19 protein-coding genes and 1 riboswitch are annotated in these 23,973 nt (G+C 46.3%); of the genes, 7 read left to right on the top strand and 12 right to left on the bottom strand.

The window, feature by feature from the left end:
* Positions 1 to 134: IS1595 family transposase (locus P9J64_10475; GenBank protein MDG5468740.1), on the bottom strand; the 134-nt coding region annotated here is incomplete at its 3' end.
* Between the two features lie 206 nt (positions 135 to 340).
* Here P9J64_10475 and P9J64_10470 point away from each other — a divergent pair.
* The 3 genes from P9J64_10470 to P9J64_10460 all read left to right on the top strand — a co-directional run bounded on the left by P9J64_10470 (position 341) and on the right by P9J64_10460 (position 2,515).
* Positions 341 to 934, top strand: coding sequence for a TetR/AcrR family transcriptional regulator (locus P9J64_10470; GenBank protein ID MDG5468739.1), 594 nt, complete (start codon positions 341 to 343; stop codon positions 932 to 934).
* Positions 935 to 994: 60 nt separating this feature from the next.
* Positions 995 to 1,549 carry an OsmC family protein gene (locus P9J64_10465; GenBank protein MDG5468738.1) on the top strand — a complete coding sequence of 185 codons (555 nt, stop codon included), beginning with the start codon at positions 995 to 997 and terminating at the stop codon, positions 1,547 to 1,549.
* A gap of 248 nt (positions 1,550 to 1,797) precedes the next feature.
* A riboswitch (cyclic di-GMP riboswitch) is annotated at positions 1,798 to 1,884 on the top strand.
* Positions 1,885 to 1,951: 67 nt separating this feature from the next.
* On the top strand, positions 1,952 to 2,515 hold the full coding sequence (locus P9J64_10460; protein ID MDG5468737.1) for a hypothetical protein: 564 nt from the start codon (positions 1,952 to 1,954) through the stop codon (positions 2,513 to 2,515).
* Positions 2,516 to 2,686: 171 nt separating this feature from the next.
* Here the strand turns inward: P9J64_10460 and P9J64_10455 are convergent, their stop codons facing one another.
* The 3 genes from P9J64_10455 to P9J64_10445 form a co-directional block, all read right to left on the bottom strand.
* Positions 2,687 to 3,055 carry a response regulator gene (locus P9J64_10455; protein ID MDG5468736.1) on the bottom strand — a complete coding sequence of 123 codons (369 nt, stop codon included), beginning with the start codon at positions 3,053 to 3,055 and terminating at the stop codon, positions 2,687 to 2,689.
* A gap of 632 nt (positions 3,056 to 3,687) precedes the next feature.
* Entirely contained in the window at positions 3,688 to 5,886 is a 2,199-nt protein-coding gene (locus P9J64_10450) for a hypothetical protein (protein ID MDG5468735.1), read from the bottom strand.
* A gap of 660 nt (positions 5,887 to 6,546) precedes the next feature.
* Positions 6,547 to 7,707, bottom strand: a complete 1,161-nt coding sequence (locus tag P9J64_10445) for a tetratricopeptide repeat protein (GenBank protein ID MDG5468734.1) — start codon at positions 7,705 to 7,707, stop codon at positions 6,547 to 6,549.
* Positions 7,708 to 8,362: 655 nt separating this feature from the next.
* Between P9J64_10445 and P9J64_10440 the strand changes: the two genes are divergently transcribed.
* Positions 8,363 to 8,965, top strand: a complete 603-nt coding sequence (locus P9J64_10440) for an outer membrane beta-barrel protein (protein ID MDG5468733.1) — start codon at positions 8,363 to 8,365, stop codon at positions 8,963 to 8,965.
* Positions 8,966 to 9,353: 388 nt separating this feature from the next.
* On the opposite strand, the gene P9J64_10435 is transcribed toward P9J64_10440, so the two are convergent.
* Complete coding sequence (locus P9J64_10435; GenBank protein ID MDG5468732.1) at positions 9,354 to 11,063, bottom strand: PocR ligand-binding domain-containing protein; 1,710 nt, start codon at positions 11,061 to 11,063, stop codon at positions 9,354 to 9,356.
* A gap of 301 nt (positions 11,064 to 11,364) precedes the next feature.
* Here P9J64_10435 and P9J64_10430 point away from each other — a divergent pair, with 301 nt between their 5' ends.
* A complete protein-coding gene (locus P9J64_10430; GenBank protein ID MDG5468731.1) occupies positions 11,365 to 11,610 on the top strand; it encodes a hypothetical protein in 246 nt (81 codons plus the stop codon).
* A gap of 107 nt (positions 11,611 to 11,717) precedes the next feature.
* Here P9J64_10430 and P9J64_10425 read toward each other — a convergent pair whose 3' ends face one another.
* Entirely contained in the window at positions 11,718 to 11,996 is a 279-nt protein-coding gene (locus P9J64_10425) for a hypothetical protein (GenBank protein MDG5468730.1), read from the bottom strand.
* A 533-nt stretch (positions 11,997 to 12,529) separates the two neighbouring features.
* On the opposite strand from P9J64_10425, the gene P9J64_10420 reads away from it, so the two are divergent.
* The gene (locus P9J64_10420; protein MDG5468729.1) at positions 12,530 to 12,751 is read left to right on the top strand and encodes a hypothetical protein; all 222 of its coding nucleotides are present in this window, start codon (positions 12,530 to 12,532) and stop codon (positions 12,749 to 12,751) included.
* A gap of 226 nt (positions 12,752 to 12,977) precedes the next feature.
* On the opposite strand, the gene P9J64_10415 is transcribed toward P9J64_10420, so the two are convergent.
* Together P9J64_10415 and P9J64_10410 are read right to left on the bottom strand one after the other, a co-directional pair.
* A complete protein-coding gene (locus tag P9J64_10415) occupies positions 12,978 to 13,268 on the bottom strand; it encodes a GYD domain-containing protein (GenBank protein MDG5468728.1) in 291 nt (96 codons plus the stop codon).
* Positions 13,269 to 13,870: 602 nt separating this feature from the next.
* The gene (locus P9J64_10410) at positions 13,871 to 15,313 is read right to left on the bottom strand and encodes a PAS domain-containing protein (protein ID MDG5468727.1); all 1,443 of its coding nucleotides are present in this window, start codon (positions 15,311 to 15,313) and stop codon (positions 13,871 to 13,873) included.
* A 1,301-nt stretch (positions 15,314 to 16,614) separates the two neighbouring features.
* Here P9J64_10410 and P9J64_10405 point away from each other — a divergent pair.
* A complete protein-coding gene (locus tag P9J64_10405) occupies positions 16,615 to 17,517 on the top strand; it encodes an IPT/TIG domain-containing protein (protein MDG5468726.1) in 903 nt (300 codons plus the stop codon).
* Between the two features lie 386 nt (positions 17,518 to 17,903).
* Here the strand turns inward: P9J64_10405 and P9J64_10400 are convergent, their stop codons facing one another.
* From P9J64_10400 to P9J64_10385, 4 genes are all read right to left on the bottom strand, one after another.
* On the bottom strand, positions 17,904 to 18,257 hold the full coding sequence (locus P9J64_10400) for a hypothetical protein (GenBank protein MDG5468725.1): 354 nt from the start codon (positions 18,255 to 18,257) through the stop codon (positions 17,904 to 17,906).
* Between the two features lie 346 nt (positions 18,258 to 18,603).
* On the bottom strand, positions 18,604 to 20,517 hold the full coding sequence (locus P9J64_10395) for a long-chain fatty acid--CoA ligase (GenBank protein ID MDG5468724.1): 1,914 nt from the start codon (positions 20,515 to 20,517) through the stop codon (positions 18,604 to 18,606).
* Positions 20,518 to 20,556: 39 nt separating this feature from the next.
* Positions 20,557 to 22,875: an MMPL family transporter gene (locus tag P9J64_10390; GenBank protein ID MDG5468723.1), complete on the bottom strand. Its 2,319-nt coding sequence runs from the start codon at positions 22,873 to 22,875 to the stop codon at positions 20,557 to 20,559.
* Positions 22,872 to 23,888, bottom strand: a complete 1,017-nt coding sequence (locus tag P9J64_10385; protein MDG5468722.1) for a YCF48-related protein — start codon at positions 23,886 to 23,888, stop codon at positions 22,872 to 22,874. Before P9J64_10385 ends, P9J64_10390 begins: the two co-directional genes overlap by 4 nt.
* Positions 23,889 to 23,973: the final 85 nt, after the last annotated feature.

The raw sequence follows: 23,973 nt of genomic DNA, 5'->3' as shown, positions 1-23,973 counted from the left end.
GCGAAGAGAGTTTCGTCTTCTACGGCCTGATGAATCAACTGGCGCAACCGGTGAAAATAGTAGGCTGCAGTGTTCTTGTTAACATCAACCAGGGCAGCGGCTGTTCGGGCCGTTGACCCTGAAATAAGGAACAAAACTTGGCGGCCATAGTTTTGTGTATTAAAGAGCTTACTGAATACCTAATACCTCTATCAATAAGAAGTGATTTTTCGTCTCACAAGTCGTGACTTTTGAGAACCTAGTCATCAATGCTTGCCATATGCTCGACGTGCCTAAGCATAAGAGAAAAATAATTTAAACTGATATAGACAGACAGGTCTGTACATGCTAATTTTAAATCATGACAAAGAAAGACAAAAACATAGCTCCTCGCGAGCGGATACTTGAAACGGCAGCCGACCTTTTTTTTCACCAAGGTTTCCGTGCGACAGGCATCAACGAAGTGATTGCCACGTCAGGAGTCGCCAAGGCGACCTTCTACAATCACTTCAGGACAAAAGATGACTTATGCCTGGCATACCTTAGAGACCGCAACACGTCAGAGTATGAAGCAATAAACGCCTTTGTCCATGACCATGACACCCCAGTTGAACGGTTTATGGCAGTCATGAAATCAGTGCAACCGTGGCTTGAAGCAAACAATTTACGCGGTTGCGCATTTCTCAACATGGTGGCAGAGGTTCCCGATCCGAAAAATACTCTACGAAGAGAAGGTCTGCATCACTATGAGAGCCTCAGGAAATTGATACGTACCCTTACCGAGGACTTGATCAATTCGGATACCCAGTCCTATGAGGGTTTTGAAGTACAGGTACTAGCTGATGACTATATGCTAATTCTTGGCGGGGCAATTGCCATGACTGAGATTTACCATGATATATGGCCTGCCATTCAGGGAGTGAAGCTTGTTGAGCGTCTAATCAACCCGGGGTAGATATATTTTTTTACCCCACAGTAAGACAGACATGTCTGTCTGCCATAAAGGAGTATCATCATGAAAACAACAACTGTCGTCAACGGCGTCAACGTTACACAACTCTTCGATACTATTGATGCCATCAAAGGAAACCCGGAAATCTCTAAATTCAAATTTCGTGCAACCAATAAGTGGCAAGCAGGAACCCACAACCAGGCTACTGTTAAATCATTTTATGGCGCACTCCAGGAAGACAACAGTCGGGAGCCGCTGGTCTACGAGATCGATGAACCACCGGTTCTGCTTGGAGAGAACAAAGGGGCTAATCCGGTTGAATACTTGCTGGTCGGGCTTTCAGGTTGCCTAACGACGTCCATGGTTGCCCATGCAGCAGCCCGGGGGATTGAGATCAAGTCAGTCCAGTCACGTCTTGAAGGTGATCTTGATGTACAAGGCTTTCTCGGGCTCTCTGAAACAATTCCGGTAGCTTATCAAGAAATCCGTGTACATTTCAAAATCGAAGCAGATATAAGCGATGAGGAAAAGCAAGAGCTGGTAGAAATGGCACAGAAATACTCACCGGTATTTAATACAATTACTTGTCCAGTCACCGTCAAGGCCGTAGCTGACTAATCCTAAAATGGAAAGGACGCCCTTGCCTGGATCTAGCTGGAATAAAGATGGCCACTTGGTTTGATTACCAGGTGGCCTTAATTTTATAGGTTAAACAACTTCATGAATAACTCTTTCACAAAGAAGACGTTTTTCGTCTCAGAAGTCGTGACAAATAAAAACAGAATCAGGTATCGATAACTTTTGTTAAATTAGCCCCCCCCCCCTTGACTCCAGAACTAACAGGAGAGGATAATTGTTCTAACAGGTCTCGATAAAACCAAACCTGCTGAAAAGTGGGGACGGAAAGCGGCGGATCTCACCTCCTTTCACTACAAGATGGCCGAGCTACCGAAGGACAAATTCTAACGGTAGGCTCGGCTTTTTCTCTTTTAGTGTAAGCGGAGCGGAAAGGGATCAATCATGAAAAGCTCTATCAAGGCGACACTTTCCATTATGTTGGCTATATTATTGTTAACCGCAGCGTCTATTGCCACGTTGGCAGGAAGTGCTCATGCAGAAAAAAGTACAAAAGCACTGATCGAAAATGCGGTTAGTGCTGCCCCGCAGGTGATCACTCAGGATGCCACCATTAAGACGATGGATGGCAAAGTTCTTAGAGAGGGAACAAACGGATGGAACTGCTACCCTGAAACCGCAACAACCGGACCAATGTGCAACCAAGCTCAATGGGATAAAGTGCTAGGTGCTCTGATGAAGCAGGAACCGGTCACGGTCGATGAGCTTAGTGTCTCCTATATGCTGGCCGGTGAAGGAGACGCCATTGGAGTCAGTAACACTGACCCCTTTGCCCCCAAGCCGACTAACGATAATGACTGGGTCAAGGAAGGGCCACACTTGATGATTCTGGTGCCCGATCAGGCCTTGCTTGAAGGGCTGTCCACTGACACGAACGATCCGGTCTACGTGATGTGGAAAGGGACTCCTTACGCCCACATCATGGTTAAGGTAGCGGCTCAGAAGTAACGGATCAAGGAGCTGTGTTAAAAATGGCCACCAACGATCGAACCTTGGTGGCCATAGTTTTATGTATTAAACAGCTTACTGAATACCTCTATCAATAAGAGGCCGCTTTTCTTCTCGGAAGTCGTGACAAATAAGAAACGACCCCTGGGAATAATCCACGGAGGTTTAGATTCAAGAGAGGATCCTCTGAATGGTTTCAATGACCATCGATGACTTGTAAGGTTTTGTTATATACATGTCGGCGCCAGCCTCCTTACCCATGACACGGTCTTCCATGCTCTTTTTTGCTGTAAGCATGACCACTGGAATATGACGGGTCGCCTCGTTATTCTTTACCTGCCGACAAACCTCTAAGCCATCAATCTTGGGAAGCATAATATCAAGCAGAATCAGGTCTGGGTTCGTAGTTACCACTGCCTCTAATGCTGCCTGACCATCCATTACTCCTTCGACATTGTAACCCCTCAAGGTCAGCAGTATACTTTGAAGTTTCAATAGAGATTCTTCGTCTTCAACAACCAAAATCTTCTTCTTAATCACAGGAACCTCCACATTTAAGTCTGATTCGATTGTCATATTTTTCCTCCCGTTCAAACCGAACCATTAGTTCGCTTTAACATATAAAACAGAATGTGCTGTCCATGGGAATCAGATCACTCCTGTATTACAAAGAAAGGCCACCAAGGATCGAACCCAGGTGGCCATAGTTTTGTGGATTAAAGAGCTTACTGAATACCTCCATCAATAAGAAGCCGGTTTTCGTCTTAGAAGTCGTGACTTTTGAAAATATAACGCAGCCTGTTGGCGAACCTGCTTCGATCGCTGGGGACCCTGGCTCGAACCCAGTCAACCCGATCAGTATTTACCTAGAGCGACCTTCTTGGGGTAGCTTACGGAATGGAGGTAGGTTGGTTTGTGGAGCTAAAACAATAAAACAAGAATAATGTCTCTTAATTCTTTTAGAAAAGTTGTCAATGACAACCCCCTCTTTGTAGAAAGCGGGGGTTGTCATTGACCTAACAACATGGCAAGAGCTCAATAAGCCCTAAGTAACTCTGTCGACTAACTTTTCGCTATAGTAAACAAAATATCGGTTATCAACTAAACTTAGAACTCGACAGCGAACGTCGACAGTTCTTTGAGGGTCGACCCCTCGATTACTTCAAGTGGCCTTAGTCATGTGGTGCCCTAACGTTAAGAGACGCGGTACTGGAGTTTCCTGATTCATCAGTGGCAGTTATTACCACGGTATAAACACGCCCAGTCCCCTTTCCAGATCGTTCAGCACGGAGTTGGAAGGTTATGAGCCCAGAGCTCTGATCAATTGTAGGTCCAATAATGTCAGGAATTGTCGAACCATCACCTTCAGAATCAGGTAGCTCGCTACAGCTTGCAAGGGCCGAAAGTTGGACTTGCGAGTCACTATTGTCTGAAACTTGTGTGCTGATAGCAACCTCGACAAGCTGGTGGTTAGGGGGCCAGAGAAGGCTGTTTGCTGTGTTTACGCTCAGTGCCGGGGCCAGTGTGTCAATGACCGTGACCGTTGCAATCGTCGCAAACGTTGAGTTAATTCCATCTGATACTTCAAGTGTAATTTCATGGTCACCCAAATCTAAACCGGCAAGGTAAATCTCAGGGACGGAGACAGGAAAACCACCCTGCAAAGTAGCTACCGTGCCGGTATCGAGTACTGCATCAGCTTCTAGCCAACGGTAAATAAGGAGATCGCCATCGAAATCAGAGGTCGTTCCCGAGAGAGTGAGGGTGTCACCCAGCTGAATGGTTGCACCACCGTCAATGGCCGCGACAGGAGCTGCATTTTCAACCGTCAAGACCATTTGGTCCGTGGATGTAACCTGTCCGTCACTGACTTCGAGGGTCAGAATATGTGGGCCAATGCTGAACTGGGGTACGATCGCAAGTGGAAGGTCTGCTTCGCCGTTAGGCCCCGCAGGAGCAAACCCTATGAGTTCGTCGTCACTATCCTTCCAACGGTAATTCAGGAGGTCACTGTCAGAATCGGAAGCTCGGCCTTCCAGAATGGTCGTGACAACAGCACTGCTAGTGACAGACACATTTGGACCGGCCAAGGCTATTGGCGCAGCATTAGCCTGTTTGACTAGTGCACGAATGTTATCGACATACTGATCTTGCTGTGGGAAGTCGAGTTTAATCGTGTTGACAGAAATCTGCTGTGCGTCGGGATCGGCTACAGTAACAATCTCTTCTCCATCAAGGTAACCGGTAACGGATTGTGGGCTAAACCGGAGGGCGATAGTATGCCAAGTATTTAGAGCATAGCTTGTCGGGGTTGGAATAAAGATTTTTTGAAAGACGATCTGACCGTCTACTACTTTTTCCAAAATAGCGCGATATTGGTTCCAATTGCCAGGGTAAGCTTTAGCGCTATCGTGGGAGAAATGAAAATTATAGTAAGAATTAGAACCGTCCGTGGCGAAAATTCGTGTTAAACCATCGAAAGGGAAAACCCTCAAAGGGAAAAATCGATATTCGAAATAACCAGTGTCCGATGCGACCTGTAATAGCCGCTCTATACCGACATTTGCATTGTCTCCCGAGGTAATCAGGAGTTGCTGATTAGCAGAGTCATAAGAAACATCGCCGTAATTAGTTTGTTTGTTAACGACGTAATTGCTAAGAGTGTTACTACTAAAATCGTCCTGTAGAATTTCGACAAGTGGCGGTTTGATTAGTGCACGAATGTCGTCGACATACTGATCTTGCTGTGGGAAGTCGAGTTTAATCGTGTTGACAGAAATCTGCTGTGCGTCGGGATCGGCTACAGTAACAATCTCTTCTCCATCAAGGTAACCGGTAACGGATTGTGGGCTAAACCGGAGGGCGATAGTATGCCAAGTATTTAGAGCATAGCTTGTCGGGGTTGGAATAAAGATTTTTTGAAAGACGATCTGACCGTCTACTACTTTTTCCAAAATAGCGCGATATTGGTTCCAATTGCCAGGGGAAGCTTTAGCGCTATCGTGGGAGAAATGAAAATTATAGTAAGAATTAGAACCGTCCGTGGCGAAAATTCGTGTTAAACCATCGAAAGGGAAAACCCTCAAAGGGAAAAATCGATATTCGAAATAACCAGTGTCCGATGCGACCTGTAATAGCCGCTCTATTCCGACATTTGCATTGTCTCCCGAGGTAATCAGGAGTCGCTGATTAGCAGAGTCATAAGAAACATTGCCGTAATTAGTTTGTTTGTTAACGACGTAATTGCTCAGTGTGTTACTACTAAAATCATCCTGTAGAATTTCGACAAGTTCATCAGCATACGTTGTCCCTCCGCTGAGCATCAAACCGACGAACATCACTCCCGCTAAAAGCCTCATGCAATGTTTCATTGTAAACCTCCCGTTTTCAAGAAATTCCGTCACCTGTCATATTTAACTGAAACATGGCCCACAGTGAGCCTACGATTAAAACTAATATAAGCTTAAAGAGCTTGAATTGAGCGCTAATATCCACTGTCATTTTGAAATTTGAATTATATAGCGAAAGGTGACGGCAGGAGAGCGCCAATAGACACCCACATCTCACTTACCCCTACTTATAAAACCTATACATTAAAATTACGTAATCTGTCAAAGTAATAATCCTGTTTAAATCCACTCAATACTCGCCTTTCTACATATACCAGCCATTTCCTCCTCCCGGTATCAATGTAATGTGATGCCCTGATCAATCAAAGAAAATGACCAACTGCTACCAGTTGGCCATAATTATGTGGATTAAAGAATGTCTCAAGCACCTCTATCAATATCTAGCCAAAGATTTCTTCCTATAATTCCTGCTGCATTGTTTGGATGTGATCAGATTGATAAAAATGCCGATTTTCTGTAAACTCTGATAAATAAAAATGGCCGCTCGGAATTGATCCAGGCGGCCATCGTTTTGTGTATTAAAGAGCTTACTGAATACCCCTATCAATAATAAGCCGGCCTTCTTCTCGGAAGTCGTGACAAATAACCAGCAAGATACGGTTATTAAGAGTTTACATGGTACTAGTATGGACTCTCTAATGATGTATTGCGAGATAATGATATCCCGATTTTTTCAGCATGCTCGACCAGCTTTCGGTAAATATCAGGATTGTTCTGTTGCAGTTCGCAGGCGCCCTGACAGAAGCTTGCAGCATCTGAAAATCTTTGATGCTTAATCAATTCAGAAGTAATCTGACTCAAAATCCCGCCGTCCTCTTCTTTCTTGGTCACGAGTTGACGATAACAGCTTAAGACCTCATCCATTTCACCGCGCATTGCGTGTAATTTAGTCAAGCCCAGCAGGCTGAATTTATCGTAACCACTCTTGAGGTTCTTCCGGTAAGTTGCCTCAGCAGCGGGCAAGTTACCAATGTTCCGATAAGCGTCCGCCAGTCGGGCGAGCATATCGACACTGCCATGTTCCCTCTCAAGAAGCCGTTCCCATAATGATATGGCCATCGGGTAATTGCGCTGCCACCGATAGTAGTGTCCGAGGCCGAACAGGGCATAGACGTTATTACATTCCAACTTGAGGGCTTTCTCGTAATATCCGCGGGCCTTCTCATACTCCCCGCGATATCTGTGAAGATTGGCCACAATGGTCAGAATGTTGATCATCTTGGGGTTTTTTTCCAATACCCGCTCGTAATTCTGGATGGCCAGTTCATCTTGCCCATTTTTCTGGTAAAGGTCGGCAAGTCCCATTAAGGCGTAACTGTCTTCCTTTTTGATACTGAGAGTCTGGTGGTAGAAGGTCCTAGCCCGGTGATGGTTGCCGAGAGCTTTATGTCCATCTGCAATTCGAGTTAACACGAAAATGTCCCGGGGTCTAAATTGGATGTAACGTTCCCAGAGTGTCAATGCCTTATCAAGCAAACGTTGGCCGCGGAAGGTGTCTCCCATACCGCGCAGAGCAAAGAGATTGTCAGGGTCGATTTCTAGAACTCTTTGGTAGTATTGGGCTGCCTTAGAAAAGCATTTCAACCGGCTCAAAGTATCGCCTAGACCAGTGAGGATATATACGTTGTCTGACTCCAGCTCATACGCTGCCTCGAACAGAGAGCAGGCCTCAAGATATCTTTTTTCTTTAAATAGGCGGTGACCCTGCCTGGAGAGTTCTAAGACCTTTCTATGCTCTGATAATTCGTCTTTGGAACGCTGCGTATGGCTTTTGGGGTCCATTTTAGCTCACGTTATCTTTGTTGTGATGTGGTTAATAGAAAACTAAACTTATCAGACACCTGACATTTAAGCATTAATTTTTAAATCAGGGTATGGTTCTCACTGGTCGGCCTTTAAGAGACAGGCCTACCAACCCAAACCAAAATATTCGCCCACGCACGGGGTTCTTACAAGACCTGATAAATAATAAATGGCCACTCGTTAGCAGATGGCCATCATTTTGCGGATTAAAGAGCTTCTTAAATATGTCGATCAATAAGAAGCCGTTTTTCGTCTCATAAGTCGTGACTTGTAGGAATGTTTAGCTGCCTGTTTCGGGAGCAGGTGGCCGGGGGTTCAAATCCTCTCGCCCCGACCATCTATAGAAAGGCCGTCTCAAACGAGGAGGCCTTTGTTTTTTCGCTCTGCGGTCCCCATCCGGTCCGCTGGTCGCCGTTCGGTTGCCGTTTCTCCTGTCTCCAGGGATATCCCTTTCCAGCTATAGCATGGCCGGTCCGGGGCGGGCGTTCTGGGGCGAGGTTGGCACTGACAGTCTCCTCTTACTCTCTTCTTGACATCTGGAATCAACCCGTTATTTTTTGTTAAAGTTGAAGATGTCGATTTGCATCGTCACAATGGAGCGACGATGTATTTCCACTCATCAGGGGAGGGTTTCATGAAGAAGCAGTTCGTTGTTCTGTTGGCACTGACGATGTTCATCGGGTTGGGTGTGTCTGCTGCGTTCGCTGCACCATATGTCTCAGGCAACGTGGGTGCGGTATGGGTTGAGGATTCGGACACTAAAGATGATGTCGGTGACGAAGCTGAAATTTCATTTGATACTGGTTTTGGAATTACTGCTGCAATTGGCAACGCTTACGAAAATGGACTTCGTGGTGAGGTTGAATTTGGGTACAGAACGAGTGATGTGGATGATTTTGACTCAGATTTAGGATCTGGATCAAATAATGGGGATATTTCGACTGTTTCTTTGATGGTAAATGGCTATTATGATTTTATGCCAGAAGAAACGATCTGTCCTTTCATAGGCGCTGGCATTGGTTACGCGAATGTTGAAGGTGATTTCGATGAACTAGGCAGCGAAGATGATAATGTTTTTGCCTATCAAGTTGCCGTAGGTGTTGCCTTTGCTATAAATCCGCAAACGAAAATTGACGTCCAATATCGATACTTCGATACAGATGATGGTGATTTCGATGATCTTGAAGTTGAATACGGCACCCACAACGCGATGCTAGGTGTGCGCTATAGTTTCTAATAATCCATTAGATTAAATTCCAAAGGCCGGGGCTCCCACCTCGGCCTTTCCCTTTGCAGCGCCCCCTCAGTAGCACTCCCTGCGTAGCCCCTAAATTTCCCCTCCGGACCGGATCTGGACCGGCGTTCCAGTCGAATTTTCCGCAAATTAATGGTTGACCACAGAGATCATCGGAATGGTATTGCATGTTGTCCCATATGGTTTGAAAGTGTAGAGGAAAGCCCTCGCAGGCCCGGTGGCAGAATGCCTGCGATGTAAGAATGCCCCCGATCCGAAGATTGAGGGCTTTAGTGTTTTATAAATGGTGACTTAAAAGAAATGCCCTGATCCGTATTTTCGGGCTCTCGTATTTCTCGAGGGGCCATGCAATAGGGCAATAATAACCCGTTCAGTTTTTTATGTTTTTTAAAGGCAGCGTAAAGCTAAACACGCTACCTTGTTCAAGCTCGCTTTGAACTCTGATCTCCCCTCCCATCAACTCGGTCAATCCTTTTGAAATAGCCAACCCCAATCCAGCACCTCCATGTTTGCGAGTCGAAGAGCTATCCACCTGCCTAAAAGACTCGAATATATCTTCCAACATGTCTTCGGAGATTCCCATGCCGGTATCAATCACGTTAAATTGCAGGTTGCCATCATGGCGTATGACATTTACCGTGATCTCGCCTTTCTCTGTGAATTTGATCGCATTACCTATAAGGTTCAGGAGGATTTGGCCAAGACGGTATGGATCACCCAACATGTATTCAGGAACTGATGGAGAAACGTCGAGTGCCAAATTTAGATGTTTCTTTTGGGCTCTATCGTTCATCATCTCGATAGTTTCATTCAAACATTTTCTCACCTTGAATATTTCTTCTTCTAGCTCTAATTGATGGGATTCAATCTTTGAGTGATCCAGAATTTCGTTCAACAATACATAAAGACGCTTTGACGAGATGTGTGCCAAGTCAAGAACTTCTTGACATTTTGGGTCTTTGTCAATTTCCAGAAGGTGCTCAATGGCACTCATGAAAACTGTTATTGGCGTTCTGATTTCATGGCTTATGTTTGCTAGAAAATTGCTCTTGGCAGCATTAGCCTCCTCTGCGGACTTTTTCGCTTCAATCAAATCTGCTTGAGCCTTTTTTCGCTCGGAAATGTCATGAAAGGTGATAACAGATCCGATCACCTCTTCCCCCTTGCGTATCGGGTAAGCAGAGTATTCTGCGTCAAAGTGACTCCCATCCGCCCGCCATAAAACTTCATCATCTACATGAAGCCCCTCACCCCTCAGAAAGGGCTGGTATGCCTTACATTCCTTCTCGGGATATTCTGTTCCATCCTGCCGATGATGGTGAATCAGTTCATGCATATTCTTTCCAAGAAGGTCCGTGTCACTTTCATAACCTAATATTTTTAAACAAGCTGGATTGCAAAAAATGCAATTCCCCTTTTTGTCAAGCCCGTAAATGGCTTCTGCAGTAGAGTTTAGTAACAACCTAGATCTCTCTTCACTCTCCCGTAAAGCATCTGCAATCACGTCTCTTTCATCAATAGTCCGCTCTTGCAGAATGTTCTGATATGCCAATGTGGAAAGCTGTTTTGCCATGAGGAACAAAGCTTGGCACACATTACTAAATTGCTCGGTCGACATGATGTTGACTTCGGCCAGCGCACTTAGAAAGTCCTCCTCGTCTGCACCAATTTCACGGGCGTAGTCCAGCATTCCCTCTACATCCTGTTCTTCATTGCGAACTTGCCCGATCAGCCAGTTGGCAACATGTTTATCGCCTACCATGATGCTGGCACCGCCGTCCCAAAGACCACCGCTTAAACAGGGTTGCATGGTTGGCCCATTAGGGTTGCCCCTCCCCAATAAGGCGTCGGAAGTCATGCAATTATTCAGGCCTTTCTCTGTTTTGCGGATAATGTCTATGCAAAGTCGGCAAAAATTGCTGGGCTTTGTGATTGGGCGTCCATCAGTATTAGTTATTATGGAAGCGACCCCTGATGCCTTGGCAAAAGCGTCTTGAAGACTCTGGATTTCATCAAGATCAAATAAATCCTGAAACTTAATGTTTGTGCTTTCATTTGGAGGGTTTGAAGTCGTTTTCAAGATATTCTGCTCCTGTTCTTTGACTAAAAATATATCATAATTTTCCTGGATTATTTCAGTTGTCTAAGTTTGCAGGAAGGCATGATTCTTACTGAATCTGCCAAGGGAGAAATGGCCACCAAGGATCGAACCCTGGAGGCCATAGTATTAGCTTACTGAAGACCTCTATCAATAAGAAGCCGGTTTTCTTCTCAGAAGTTGTGACATCTAAGAACTAAATATAGCGCCAGGATTGAAATAGTCTTAGTGGGTGCTAATGTATAAGCAAGAGGTGTAAGGCCAAAAAAGGAGGTGTATATTCATGAAGATCTTAGTCAGTAGCCTCATAGCATTGGCTCTGATTCTGACAGCATGCGCACCAGTTAAAGAAGATGCCAGAATCACATCCTTGTATGATAAGTATGATGCCCACTGCAAAGAACATGCGGAAAAAACGATAGGATCTCCAGATGTGGAAAGTATCTACCGTGAGTGCATGGATTACTTTGTAGGAACCGATGTTCATTGCCCATATTGTGTTGTTGATCCACATATGGAGAAAAAATAAAGAACTGTGGCGCTCAATCAGCCCTCACACCTCAAGCCTTTAACTCTAGAAATAGTAAATGGCCACCCATTTTCAGGTGGCCATTTTCGTTTGGATTAAAGAGCCTCTCAAATGTCTTTATCAATCACACGCCCGTTTTTGTCTCGACAGCGGTGGTTTATGAACGTCGCATTAGACAACCATTTTATTGACTCTTCCTTGTTTGTAAAAATCTTGACTGTCAGCCCCCTGTTAAAAGCCACAGCCTCGTAGAACCTCCAGTACTCTTCATATTTGCCCATCTCGTAAAGGATAGCGCCCCTAACAATACGTTGGCTAGGAATTTCAAGAAGATTGGAGAGCTTTTCAATAAGCGTGGAGAGCTTAGTTGTAAAATCATCAGGCAAGGTTTTGTAATTTAGATATAGCTTCCGTGCATCATAAAACACATTAAAGCCTAATTCTGATGCCTTCTTGCGAAGATCTTTCGATAAAACAATTGATTTATCAATATCTAGCTCTCCCTCTAAAGAGCAACCTATAATTTTTCGATCATCGTCAAATTAAATTTCGTTCTTCATCGGTGATCCCTTCGGTTAAATTTTAGGCCATTACTTGGCCAAGAAAATGATAAAGCATTTACCCTATTTAAATCCCTTACCATTCTCAGAAGTCCATACAAATAAGTCACGGCTAATCTACAACGTTTGGGAGTTGAAATCAAATGTGTGCTTGCTCGTAAATCCTCTCATATTGTTTTAAGTGAACTTGATTAGTAGAAGCGCAAAGTTCTTGCTAACCCTGTATTCCAGTAAAGCGAAAAGCTTCCAGCTAGTCGTCATAATTAGGAATAATGATCATGTTAGTTTTAGCCACTTTAAAGGAAGTAGATAAGCATGATAAAATGAGAATGTGCCTATGGGAAGAAAGGAGTAACGTCATGGATACCTATAAATACGAAAAAATTGTCAAAGATGTCGAGTCAGGTGTCGAACACATGGTTCTGAACATCGAGAGAAACGTAGTTGGTAAAGTGGATATGTGTCGCCATGGTTACTTCAACGTGAAGGTTGAAGGTGGTGAGGAGGTTTGGCCAATGGCGAAGTGTAAAGAAATCGATGTGGAGAAAACCAAAAACACTGGACGGTTAAGCACCTTTTGAAGATGACATTTCCTTAGTGCTTAACTTTGAAACTTGAGTATTTTTACCATGGGCATAGCACTGGTTATTTGGTTTTTATTAGTTTTGAGCACTAATTGAGTCGATGTTTGGCTATACAAAAGGCCACCAAGGGTTGAGACCAGGTGGCCATAGTTTTGCGTATTAAAGAGCTTCCTGGGTACCTCTATCAATAATAAGGCTGTTTCCATCTCATATGTCGTAATGCTCAAGGCATTTTACTAATAAAGCTCTTCATCTCATCCGCAGAGAAGCCACGTAATGTCTGTGTGCGCACGTTGCCGAGCGAGCCAACCGTCAGGGATGTAGTCATTGCGGCTTCCTCGGTCCCCTCGACGGTAACCACCAAGTCGTAATTACCCAGAGTCCAATAAGCGCTCTTGACTGTACCGCCCTGAGCTTCCACCAACGCCCTGAATGCTTCAAGTCGTGCCGGTGAATCCTTCACGTTCCGAATGCCTTGATCGGTGAAATTTATAAGGGTAACAAACGTTGCCATAGTCTTCCTCCTCCAGTAGTAGATGTGTTCTGGCGGTTGATATGAATCACCACCAGTGTTCTAGACAATCACATGTTTGTAACTCTGCTTTTAATATCACCTCCTTCTGAAAATGATCGGAGGTCAAAAACAAAAAGACCGACTCCACCATAAGGACAAATATCCTTCAGCGGCTCGGCCATCTTCGTGTCGTTTTTGAGGAGTAAAGATCCGCCACTTTCCGACCACTCTTGCGAGAAGGTTGGCTTTGTCGGGAAACTGTTACCTGTGCTGTTCACGTTAACTCTATAAGCAAAGTTGTCAACCGATTCTAATTATCTACTACAAATTGATAATTTTTATCTTGATGGCGTCAGGTTTCCTTCAGAGGATTATCTTTCTTATTTATCCTCTCGCATTGCTTTGAAGTCTCCAAATTCGCAAAAACACGAAATTCTTGCTGACCCTGACAAATAAGAAAAGGCCACCAAGGATCGTCCCCTGGTGGCCATAGTTTTGTGTATTAAACAGCTTACTGAATACCTCTATCAATAAGAAGCTCGTTTTCGCCTTATATGTCGTGATTTATAGAAAAAATGTGGAGTATGTCGTGCTTGATTCAATCACAAGCTAAAGTAGAACGTCGCTCCATTACCGGGAGAGGCTTCAGCCCAGACCTCCCCTCTATGCCGATGTATAATACGCTTAACTGTAGCTAATCCAACACCAAACCCAGTGAAACCATCGGCACCACGAAGCCGCTGGAACGGTTCGTACAGTCTTTGAGACTCCTCCATAGAAAAACCAATACCGTTGTCGCAAATGAAGAATACCTTCTTCCCATCCCTTTTGCTCATTCCAAATTCAATGATAGATTCATGTTGATTTACAGTGAACTTCCACGCATTTTCAAAGAGATTTGTCAGAACGGCTTCAATAAGCACCTTGTCAACACTGGCGACCAAGTTCTCCTCAACTCGGAATGTCACATTACGGCTGGGTTCAGCTAATCGCAATCCTGTAATAACCAAATTTGCCAAGTCAGTAATGTTGACTTTTTCTAGCTTCGGCTCAGTATGTGAAAGACGCGAAAAGTCCAATAGGGCATTGATAAGATGACTCATGTTGAAGGTGCTGTTGGTGATTCTTCTGAGATAATCAATCGCCTGGGGATCAAGTTTGTCAGTTAATAAATCCTGTAGAATTTGGCTATATCCACCGATTACAGTCAGCGGTTTACGCAAATCGTGTGCAATCATATGGTTAAATGCTTCTAGTTCTCTATTTATGTTTTCTAGCTCCCTCGCTCGATCTTCTAATTCGGAATTGAGCCTCTCAACTTCCATTTGTTTTTGTTTGCGAATCGTAATGTCATGAACCATGCCGAACGAGCGAACTATTTTGCCGGTTTCATCTCTAACATGCTCACATTTTTCATGAACGTATAGGACTTTTCCTGACCCCTGTTGTATGATTCGGTGCTCAATTTCATAGTAGTCTCGTCCTTCGCTGAGTGAGTTTGTGTACGCCTCGTTTACCGCATCACGATCTTCTGGATGCACAGCCGCTAAAAATGCATCGTATGAAGCTTCAAACTCGTTTGACTGCAAACCAAATAATCGATAAACTTCTTCCGACCAACTGAGGCTATTGTCAGCCAAGTTGAGTTCCCAACTGCCAAGACTGGCAATTTCCTGAGCACGTTTAAGCCTCTCTTCGCTTTTAGCAAGCTGCTCTTCAATCCTCTTCCGTTGTGTTATGTCGCTACCATATAAATTGACATAACCACGTTCAGCGACAGCAACCATTGCCAATGAGATTGTCTGTTCTCCACAAACCGCCTCTAACTCCTGCCTGAGACCACTTGCCAGAGCCAGAGAGAGTTTATTACAAACGAAACCAGGCACAGCCTCGCCGACGGCACATCGCCACTGTGTCAAAAGGTCTCTCGAAGCATGGTTGGCAAATAATAAGATGCCACCTCCGTCAATACGCAATACAGGACATGGGTTTTCCTCAGGCAACATCTCGATGTCACTTATGATTTTCTGAGGCTGAGTAGACACAACAGAACTCCTCCTTCATTAAGCATTACATTATGCAAAGACAAGTCTTAAATAGCCGTATTTCTATTTATATATCACTTTGCAACAATAGGGTCACTAAGGGAAGTCCTTAAATTTACTGCTCACAAAGACAAACGAGAGACTGTAGCCCCCCCCCAGCAACAAAAAAAACGGCCACAAAATGATCGTCCTAAAGGTCCTACTATTTCTAGCCTGGAGATATTGTCTCTCCAAATTTCCAGTGTTCTATAAACCTTGATATTTAAGAATGCACCTGTGGGAGCTGTAGTGTTCAGCGGTGAAGTGGAGATATTTACTAAAAGTCCTCTTGAATTGTTTTGGATGGGAATATTGGTCAGAAATGTGGAATTACTGCAAACGCTGATAAATAATAAATGGCCACCCAGAGTTGATCCAGGTGGCCATAATTTTGTGTATTAAAGAGCTTACTGAATACCTCTATCAATAAGAAGCCGGTTTTCTTCTCATATGTCGTTATTTATAAGAATGGAGTCACCTCTTCCTTTATGAGGCCCTTATACACGTAATCCCCCCCTCTACAAATAATCCTCCGGAATCATGAAAAAGTTGGCAGAAGTTTAGTTGTCTGAAGACTCCGAAGCTTGCAACCAAAATGCAACCTTTTGTGACAATTTACGCAAAAACAAAAAAACATTATTTGCTACATGTCTCTTATTCTCTGCTTAACCAACAAAAATACCCAGCGATATCCTCGACAAAAGTGTCATGATTTTTTTGTGGATGCGACTTCACAGGTGGTTCACCTTTCGCTCCGCCAGCAACAGCCCTATTTAAGTACCTTTCGTTTGAATTTTTCACCGTTCTATGCATATCAATAATCTCCTTGAAAACCGCGAATCTTAATTACAATGATTCGCTTGGAATTAGCACCAGAGACGACTCGTGTTTCAGTTGATGAGTCACCATTTGCTACTAATTTCTCATAATACCTTTCATCATCAGTTTTAGTCCACTTTTCACAACCTACCTTGTACCTATTCTGAAAGCGTTAAGATACCGATGGAATAAGGCATTAGTCTTTAATTCCAGTCTTCATAGGAGGGAAAACTCCCGAAAATATTTTTAGTCACACCGACTGCTTGCGCTGTCGCGTTACCCACAAACGAACCCAGCCAGTGTACCTACGCACCGCTACCGATATTTAGCTATATCTCTAATCATCAAACCTCTCACAATAAAAGCAAGTAAGGCGTCTCCCTTTTCTGCAAGATGGGAATTACTTTGTTAAAGTTAAGCATCTGAGAACTGCGGAGACGAAGATGAAAAAAATTCAATGGGTAACTTTTGCCTGTATAGCTCTAATAACAGGGCAAACACTCGCCCTCGAGGTTACTTCTCTCGCTCCTATACGCGGCACACCAGGGACGCAGGTGGGCATCAGTGGAGGCCCATTTTCACCAAAGACCCAAACTTTTCTGGGTGAGAGGTATGTCGCCCCTCGAATAATCTCAGAAAACTACATGGACTTCACGGTTCCCAATCTACCACCAGGTAATTATACCCTGACGGTCCAAGACAACACCATGGTTGCAGCGCAACCCTATCAATTCGAGGTGATGTCTCCGACACCTCAGGTGACCGATATAAATCCGAGCATCCTCGATGCCTGCTCCATGGACCCCCTAAATCAGCTACAAATCAATGGACGCAATTTTCTGCAGGGTGCTGTCCTGTTAGTGGACGACCGTGTAGTGCCGAGCCGCGTCATAAGCTCAACCACTATTAACGTTCAACTGCCGGGATTCCAGAAACCAGGAGTGTATGGCGTTTCGGTTAGAAACCGGGATGGTGCGACGTCTCTGCCCCATTCTCTTTGGGTTAATAGCACCCCTGAAATCAATAGTGTCGAACGGGGTGCTGACTTCGTAAATCATTATGAAGTAATCATTCATGGGAAGAATTTCCTCCTCAATTCAACCCTTGTGGTCAAGGAACCGGAAGACAGCGCCCTCGGGCAGACCTATCAGCGACTCTCCTCCTTGTCCCCCAAAAGTGCCATGTCACAGGTTAACATCTCGCCGCAAGGGAATCGATTGGTCTATGTTGATTGCCAGACCTTGATCTATTACCGTTACCTCACTTCACGGACAAAAGACCTGGGGCTACAAGTTTTCAATCCAGACGGGCGCAAGTCGGACCAATATTCTGTGGCTTTGCCATAAAAAAAACACTGAGAAGTTGAGGGCGCATTGTCACTACTCCTAAGATTAGAGATTCCTACTGAACACGGTATTTAAGAATGGATCTGTTAAATATATTGGGCTCTGCAGTAAATGTGAGATGTTTACTAAAAGTCCTCTTGCATTGTTTTGATGATAAGAAGAGGCGTGTTTGAGGTGTTTACTAGAAACCCTGCATTCCAGTAAAAAAGGCCACCAAGGATCGAACCCTGGTGGCCATAGATTTGTGTATTAAAGAGCTTACTGAATACCTCTATCAATAATAAGCCGGTTTTCTTCTCGGAAGTCGTGACTTTCGAGATACATTCCCCCACGTATCATTAGAACTAAACTTCACCTAACAACTTTCCTTTTTTTTAAATCATTTTTCAGAGGCAGGGGAAAGTTTTTGTGAGACCTACGAACAACAGATATGACACTGGGATCGTACCCTTGGAATTATGAGCAACGTGGGCATCTTTTATAATTGATCTGATGTCGTTGGTATTCAGATCAAAATTGTTCGGTTTGCAGAAAAGAGGCCGCTTAGTTTGCATATAGGTTGCAAGGCTAGCAGCATTAATCCCCTCATATAGTCCCATGAGGTAGTCATCTACTACACGAATAGAGCCTTTTTCAGATGTCCCATAAATATGCTGCAACTCTTTATATGTGAACTCTGCCCAGCAGTTCGCATTGAATAAAAAAAGACCGATTACAGCTAAACAAAACAATCTTTTCATCTGCATTCCCCCAACTGCGTTTTCCCCATTAAAAATCACATTTCTACAAGAGTGGTTTTGAACATACTGCTCGCTTCCTCCTGACAACAGTTAATCAAATAGGTATATAAATAAGACAATGCCAATTTACATCAAGGAAGAGTTAAGGTCAAAGAGCCGTAATTCTTATTTGTCCTCTCACATTAATTTTAAGGCTTCAGATTGGCCAAAGCGCATAATTCTTACTGACCCTGGAATTTAAGAAAAGCCTTAGGACTCAAGGTAATAGAGAGTTTTCGGGATTAAGCCAATACAAGCGCAGGTAGAATAGAATTGTTTGCAATGAGCATTGCCGGCCATGGAAAGGTTATTTAAACAACCGATCAATCAACTCCCGATACTTCTTCTCAATCACATGCCGCCGCTTCTTGAAAGTATTCGTCAACTCCTCACCAACGGTAAACTCATGCTTGAGGAAATCGATCTTCTGTAACTTCTCGTAAGGCTTAAAACCATTCTTGGCCTGCAGCAAGCGGTTGATCTCATTTTTGATTCGATCGCGCATGGCCAGATCATCATGCAGCTCTTCGGAGGTCTCAGTGGTGTGCCCGAAATGCTCGGTCATGAAATCCTTCAGCTTGTCCCAGTCCGGCACAATCAGTGCGCCCAGACCTTTACGATCCTGGCCCACAAGAACCGCGTCGTTGACGAAAGGCAACTGACCGATGGCACCTTCAATGCGAGACGGGTCGATATTCTCGCCGCTAGCAAGGACAATAATCTCCTTGGAGCGTCCGGTCAGGACCAGTTCTCCCGAAATCGTCAGCTTACCGAGATCACCGGTACGGAAAAACCCATCAGCGGTAAACGACTTACGATTTTCTTCGTCGTTATCGTCATAACCGTCAAAGACCTGCGGCCCTCTCACTTCAATATTGCCCTCGATACCGGGACCAACCTCTTGGTCCTCACCGTCAACAATGCGCAGTTCCGTGACGCCGACCGGTCGCCCCAGGGTGCCGAAAATTTTACTGTTGTAGCCACGCCCGGCGATGGCTGGCGCGCACTCGGTCATGCCGTAGGCGTTGACAATGCGAATGCCGATGGCATCGAGCCAGCTTTCCAGGTAGGTCGGCAAGGTTCCGCCGCCACTCACAGCCATTCGCAACTGGCCGCCGAATTTATCCCGCAGGGGCTTAAGCTTCTTCTGCGCTAACCAGTAGGGCAAGGCGAGAAGAGACATCTCGACCAGAGCAACCAGGTTTCGCCAGCTTCGCACGAGCAGGTTTGAACGACTGAACTGCGGCAAATGACCAGCCAGGTGGCGGCGGGCATGACGAAACCTGACTGAAGTTTTGACCAGCAGGTTGAAAATTGCAAAAGCACGGGGACCCTTCTCCAAAATGGTGGCTGTGACCTTGGTGTAGAGCGACTCCCACAGCCTCGGTACCGTTGCCACAAGGGTCGGACGATAAGTCACCAGATCATTGGAGAAGGTTTTCAGGTTTGAGTAAACAATACAACTGCCGCTACTCAAAGCCAGCAACTCGAGGGCCCGCTCGAAAATATGCCAGCTGGGCAGGATGGAAACCCATACATCTTTTTCGGTGATGGCGATTATCGGCGGCAGGGTTTCCGTGTTAAAGAGAATGTTGCGGTGGTTAAGCATGACGCCTTTAGGCTTGCCAGTGGTGCCTGAGGTAAAGATGATCGTTACTAGGTCTTTCTGGGTGATTTTAGCCACCATGCGATCAAATCGTTTGAAATCATCATCGCTGAGGGTGCGGTCTTTGAGAATATCGTTGTAGGCGTAAAGACGATTGAAAAGGGTGTGTTTCTGACTGCCCTCGATGATGAACAGGGTTTTGACTTCCTTGTGAGTACTGAGCATTTCCTGGTGACGGGCCAGCAAGGCATCGGTCTCAACAACCATGAAAGAGCAGCGGGCGTGATTGAGGATGAATTCCAGCTCCTGGGTCGGCGTTTCACTGCCCCGCGGCACACTGACCGCGCCGAGCGCCATGAGCGCAAGGTCGGTAACAATCCAGGCATAGCGATTGTCAGAGAGCAACATGACACGGCAGCCGCGAGTGACCTTGCGTTCTTCAAAGGCCCTGGCCAGCAGGATGACGTCTTCACGCAGCTTGGCGTAATCGACGGTAAATTCCTGCTTGGCGACCCGGTAGACAAATGCCGGCCGATCGGGGAATTTCGCGCAGGTCGCCATGATCGCTGCGATCACCGAAGGAGAACGTGGTTGCCAGTTGGAGGAACTTACCATTCAGAGTTACCCTGTTATTGAAGTTGCCATCTGACGCAATCAGGTGCGCTTTCCGAGCCTGAGCAGCCAACTCGCAAGAGCCGGCAATAGCAGCAGGGCGCCAAGCATGTTCAGCAGGAACATGAAGGTCAACAAGATGCCCATGTCCGCCTGGAACTGCAGTGGAGAAAAGATCCAGGTCGCCGTTCCTATGGCCAGGGTAATCCCGGTGACCAGCACGCCGCTGCCGGTGACCTTGAGGGTTTCGTGATAGGCCTGGTAAATCGTCATGCCTTCGTCGAGGTGAGACTGGAAACGACTGTAAATGTAGATGCCGTAATCGACACCGACACCGACACCAAGAGCCACAACCGGCAAAGTCGAAACCTTCAACCCGATCTCCAGTTGCGTCATCAATGCATACGCCAGCAACGAAACCAGGCCAAGCGGCAGGGTGATCGCCAGGGTCGCGCGCAGGGAACGGAAAGTCAGCAGACAGAGAATGATAATTGCGCTAAAGACGTAAATGAGAATCGGGAACTGTGCCGCTGAGACTTCTTCGTTGGTAGCCGCCATAACCCCGACATTGCCGGTTGCGAGACGGAACTTGACCTTTTCCGTACCATTCTCGGATTGATAGCTCTTGATCGTATCAACAACATGGGAGATGGTCTCCGCCTTGTGATCCGCGGTAAAGATCATCACCGGCATAACCGAGCAGTCAGCGTTGAGCAGGCCGCTGCTGGTCGGAATGTACTGGACCGCTTCGACCAGAACCTGGCGGTTACGTGGTAAAACCCGCCACTTGAGAGCACCCTCGCTCCATCCGGCGTTAATGACCTTGGCGATTCCCGGCAAACCGATAACGGATTGCACACCCTTGGTGTTGGTCATCTGCCAGGCAAAGTTATCAATGTTCTCCATAACCTCGTAGTCGATACAACCATCGTCAACCGTTTCGACGATAACATTAAGGATATCGACACCAATCGAGAAGTGCTCGGTGACCGTTTTGCTGTCAGTATTGTAGCGCGACGTCGGCCGTAGCTCCGGAACCCCCTGGTGCAGGTCGCCAATCTTGATCTCGCTGCCACGTATGGCGCCGAAGATCATCAACCCTGTAGCAAAGATGATCAGCGCCGCAGCAGGCCAAGGCTTTGCGGTTCGCGACACGCGCATCCAGAAACGATCCATTTTCTCGATACTTTCGCGCAGGCGCTGCTTGTAGTCTTTCGGGAAACCGATGTAGGAAAGCAGGATCGGCAGCAACATAAGATTGGTGAAAATAATCGTCGCCACCCCGAGACTTGCGGTAATCGCCATCTGCTGGATCACTTCGATGTCGATCAGCATGATGGTAATAAAGCCGATGGTGTCTGAGATCAGAGCGACACCTCCCGGCACCAGCAGGCTGCGGAAGCTGCTGCGTGCCGCAGTCAGGCCATCGTCACCGTTAAAGACAGCGGCCCGATTGGCTGTGATCATCTGCACACCGTGACTGACCGCGATGGCGAAAATCAGGAAGGGCACCAGGATGCCCATCGGATCGATACCAAAGCCGAGATAGGTGAGCAAGCCAAGTTGCCAGACGACGGCAATGAGCGAGCAGATCAGGGCCATCGCTGTCACCCGGTGCGAGCGGGTAAAAAGATAGACCAGAAGACCGCTGATGAAAAAGGCGACGACAAAGAAGAGCACAACGCGTTTGGCGCCGTCGGCAATATCAGAGATGACCTTGGCGTAACCGATGATATTGACTTCGATCTGGTCGTTCTCGATTTTTTCCCGCAGGGCTTCCAGCTGATGACCGACTTCTATGACGTCGACCTTCTTGCCGGTCTGAGGGTCGAACTCGATCAACTCGGCACTGATGATTGCAGCCGAGAAATCATTCGCAACCAAACGACCGACAATGCCCGACTTGAGAATGTTTTTACGGACCTGATCAAGGCCCTCTGCCGTGGGCTGGAAATCAGCCGGGACCACGTTGCCACCGGCGATACCATCCTCGACCACCTCGGTAAAGCGAACGTTCGGTGTGAAGAGTGAACTGACCCGGCTGCGATCAACACCGTCGAGGAAGAAAACCTCGTCGGTGGCCTGTTTAAGGGCGTTGAAAAATTCAGCGCTGAACATGTTGCCATCACGGGCACGCAGGGCAACCAAAACCCGGTTGGCGCCGCCGAACTCGTTGCGATACTCCATAAACGTTCGCATGTATTCGTGCTGCAATGGCAAATGTTTGGAGAAACCGGCATCAACGTGCAGGTTGGTCAGACCGTAGCCCATGATCAGGGTGATGATGACAAATATGCCAACGATCAGAGGACGAACTCCGAAAATAAAGTTTTCTATTCGATCAAGGAGATTGGAAATCATTGTCCGACCTCCTCTTCTGCAACCGTGAGGTTCAAACGCTTGACTCCATGTTCGCCAATCAGGATCAAACTTTGCTCATCGGCCTGCAGAATTTTAGCGATTCCTGCCCGGCCTGCCTGGGGGTGCAAGCTAAAACTGTGTCCCCCATCGTTGCTGATCAGGAGGGTTCCGGCCAGTCCGGCTAGGACGATGCGACCATCGCGCAAACGGATGCCGTCATTGATGGTAGCCTGGGTCCCTGAAGCAACCGGCTGCCAGGAGTTACCGGTATCCTCTGAACGAAACAGGTGCCCGCGCAGACCAAAAGCCAGAAGGCTGGTTTGCGAGAGAGGAAGACTGCCGTAAAAGGAGCCTTCATAGGGCGAGGGTAAGCTAAGCCAGGAGCGGCAGCCATCGTCGGAACGATAAATGTTGCCTGCTTCGGCAGTGATCAGGATTCGGCCATTAGGTGTTGCAGATATCTGGTTGAGATGAAAATCAATTCCCCAGGACTCTTCTTCGAGACCGTCAGCCCGGTCTTCGCCGACGCCATCGCCATTCGCCCTAAGGGTTGCCGGATTAAAATCGAAAGGCTGCCAACTCTTGCCACCATCCTCGGTGAACAGGAAAAGGCCATAAGCGCCCACGGCGTAACCATGGGTTATATCTCGGAACCAGAGGTCGAGAATCGGTCGTTCGTCCTCGGGGTCGGCGTAGACCTGCTGCCAGTGGTGGCCACCGTCGCTGGTTTGTAAAATAACGCTGTCATGCCCTGCTGCCCAACCGTTGGCGGGGTCGACAAAGAACACACTGGTCAGATTCGCTCGTGTCGGCACCTCCTGCTGTTGCCAGGAAACGCCTTGATCTTCAGAGATCAGGATATGACCACGCTCTCCAACGACAATGATGCGGTCTCCAAGAACCTGTCCATCGAGCAGCAATGATTTCTCCGCCAGGGGCAGAATTTGACTGTTTACAGCAAGGGCAGGATTTGGAATCAGGCAAAACGTGAGGAGGAGAATCAATCCTGTCATCAAGATTGACCTGAGGAGTAAATGCAAAAATGCTGAAAAAAGCTTTTTCACGCAATTTCCATTCTAAAAAGTAAAACGGCCGGGC

Source organism: Deltaproteobacteria bacterium IMCC39524 (assembly GCA_029667085.1).
Classification (GTDB): domain Bacteria; phylum Desulfobacterota; class Desulfuromonadia; order Desulfuromonadales; family BM103; genus M0040.
This window is presented reverse-complemented; position numbering and strand designations above follow the sequence as displayed.